This is a genomic window from Paraburkholderia sp., assembly GCF_034668105.1.
Classification (GTDB): Bacteria; Pseudomonadota; Gammaproteobacteria; order Burkholderiales; family Burkholderiaceae; genus Paraburkholderia.
Window position 1 is genome coordinate 1 of record NZ_JAXDPY010000283.1, and the last position, 2970, is coordinate 2970.

General features: G+C 63.9%; 3 protein-coding genes. All 3 read left to right on the forward strand.

Translation table 11 applies throughout. The annotated features are described in order from the left end of the window. On the forward strand, positions 1–554 hold a 554-nt coding region (locus QOC89_RS13100), incomplete at its 5' end, for an ABC transporter ATP-binding protein (RefSeq protein ID WP_323045398.1). A 95-nt stretch (positions 555–649) separates the two neighbouring features. Next, a complete protein-coding gene (locus tag QOC89_RS13105; RefSeq protein ID WP_323045399.1) occupies positions 650–2152 on the forward strand; it encodes an ABC transporter substrate-binding protein in 1503 nt (500 codons plus the stop codon). A 6-nt stretch (positions 2153–2158) separates the two neighbouring features. After that, positions 2159–2970, forward strand: an 812-nt coding sequence (locus QOC89_RS13110) for an ABC transporter permease (RefSeq protein ID WP_323045400.1), incomplete at its 3' end; no start/stop codon positions are given.

Genomic DNA, 2970 nt, shown 5'->3' on the forward strand with positions numbered 1-2970 from the left:
TCGGCGACGAGCCGGTGTCGGCGCTCGACGTCTCGGTGCAGGCCCAGGTGATCAATCTCCTCGAGACACTGAAACAGGATCTCGGCCTCACGTTGATCATGGTTGCGCATGACCTCGCGGTGATCCGCCATATGAGCGACCGCGTCGCCGTGATGTATCTCGGCGAGATCGTCGAACTGGCCGATGTCGATGCACTGTTCGACACGCCGCTGCATCCGTACACGCAAGCGCTGCTGCGCGCGATTCCGGCGAGCAGCCCGCACGAGCGGCGCGCGAAGCCCGCGTTGTCCGGCGATCTGCCGAGTCCGACCGCGCCGCCTTCCGGATGCCGTTTCCATACGCGCTGTCCGCATGCGAAGCCGCATTGCGCGCAAGCGCGGCCGATCGTCGAACGGCTCGACGACGGACGGCAGGTCGCGTGCCACTTCTGGCGCGAGATCCAGAACGCCGGCGGCGGCGCATCGCTGGCCACAAGCGTCAGCCCTAAATTGATCGAGCGGCTCGCGATCTACCGCGACCGTCAGACGGCGCTGGCCGCCGGCGTTGGCGACTGAGCCGGTGGTCGAGATGAACGTCGAGTGAAGAATCGAGTTGTCGCGGCCCGCTTACCAAACCGCTTTATGAATTGGAAAACCAAGGGAAAGTCCTCATGCGAAGAATGTTGATTGCCGCGGCGCTCGCACTCAGCGCCACCGCCGCGATGGCCCAGACCAGCCAGACCATACGGATCGGCTTGCAGGACGACATCGGTTCCCTCGACCCCGCGCGCAGCGTGCAGCTCGTCGACCGGATCGTGTTTGCGTCGATGTGCAATGCGCTGGTCGATATCACGCCCGACCTGAAGATCGTGCCGATGCTGGCAACCTCGTGGACCACCAGCGCCGACGGCAAGACGCTGACGTTCAAGCTGCGTCAAGGCGTGAAGTTCCAGGACGACGAGCCGTTCAATGCGGCCGCCGTCAAGGCAAACCTCGACCGCGACCGCACGCTGCAGACGAGCAACCGCAAGAGCGAGCTGGCCTCGGTCGATCACGTCGACGTAATCGACGATTACACGGTCGCAATCGTGTTGAAGCAGCCGGACGCCGCGCTGCTCGCGACGCTGACCGACCGCGCCGGCATGATGCTCGCGCCGAAGACGCTGGCCGATCCGGCGGGCGTCGCCGCGCATCCGGTGTGTTCGGGCCCGTACAAGTTCGTTCAGCGCGTGCAGAACGATCGCGTCGTGCTCGAGAAATTCCCTGGCTACTGGGACGCCGACAAATATCCGATCCAGCGCGTGATCTTCCTGCCGATTCCCGACAGCACGGTGCGCCTCGCCAATCTGCGCTCGGGTTCGCTCGACATGCTTGAGCGCCTCGCGCCGTCCGATGTCGCGTCGGTCAAGAACGACACGAACAACAAGTTCGCGCCGATCAGCGGCTTCGGCTACTACTACGTGACGTTCAACCTCGGCAACGGCAAGCGCAGCAACGCGGTGCTGAAAGACAAGCGCGTGCGGCAGGCATTCGAACTCGCGATCGACCGTGACGCGATCAACCAGGTGATCGGCGCGGGTATCTTCGCGCCGGCGAATCAGGCGGTGCCGAAGTCGAGCCCGTACTACAACGCGTCGCTGCCGATGACGCATCGCGACGTCGCGAAGGCGAAGGCGCTGCTGAAGGCGGCGGGCCACGAGCACGTCGACATCGAATTCACTTACCCGAACAACACGGTGTCGAGCCAGATCGTGCAGATGATGCAGGCGATGGTCGGTGAAGCCGGCTTCAACCTGAAGCTGCGGCCGACCGACTATGTGACCGAGCTCAATGCCGCGCACAGCGGCGACTTCGAGGCGATGTACCTCGGCTGGTCGGGCCGTGTCGATCCGGACGGCAATCTGCATCAGTTCAACACCTGCGCCGGCAACCTCAATTACGCGCATTACTGCAACCCCGAGGTCGACCGGCTGCTCGACGCCGCGCGCGTGAAGCTGACCACGGCGGAACGCAAAACGGACTACGACGCGGCCTCGAAGCTGCTCGCCGACGACGATCCGATCATCTATGTCTATAGCCAGCCGTGGCCGTTCGAGTTGTCGAAGAAGGTGCAAGGCTTCACGCCCTATCCCGACGGCTTGGTCCGGTTGCGCGGCGTCAGTATCAAGGGCTGACCGATCATGCTGCAGATCATTGCAAATCGCGTGCTGGTCGCCATTCCGACGCTGATTCTCGTGTCGATGCTGATCTTTGGCCTGCAGAAGCTGTTGCCCGGCGATCCGGTGATGGCGATGGCCGGCGAAGATCAGGATCCGCAGTTGATCGCGTCGCTGCGCGTCAAGTACCACCTCGACGAGCCGGTGCCGACGCAGTACGCGCTGTGGGTCCGCGACGTCGTGCACGGCGATCTCGGCGCGTCGCTACGCACCGACGAGCCGGTGACGTCGCTGATCGTGCAGAAGCTGCCGGTCACCTTGCAGCTCGCGGCGATGGCGATGATCTTCGCAATTGGTATCGGTATTCCGGCGGGCGTCATCTCCGCCGCAAGCCGGGGCGGCGCGCTCGATTACGGCGCGAACGTGTTCGCGCTGTCCGGCATGTCGATCCCGAACTTCTGGCTCGGGATCATGCTGATCTTTCTCGTGTCGGTGCGCTGGCATCTGCTGCCGTCGTCCGGCTACGTGTCGCCCACCGAAGACTTCTGGCTCAGCATCAAGACCATGCTGATGCCCGCATTCGTGCTCGGCGCGTCGCTCGGCGCACAATTGATGCGCCACACGCGCAGCGCAATGCTGAGCGTGCTGCGCACCGACTATATTCGGACCGCGCGTGCCAAAGGGCTGCTGCGCGGCACCGTCGTCGTCAAGCACGCATTTCGCAACGCACTGGTTCCGATCGTCACCGTGCTCGCGCTGCTGATCGTCTTGATGGCGGTATTCGCGCCGTGGCTGTCGCATTACGACCCGGTGCAGGCCAGCTTCATGACCGTGCG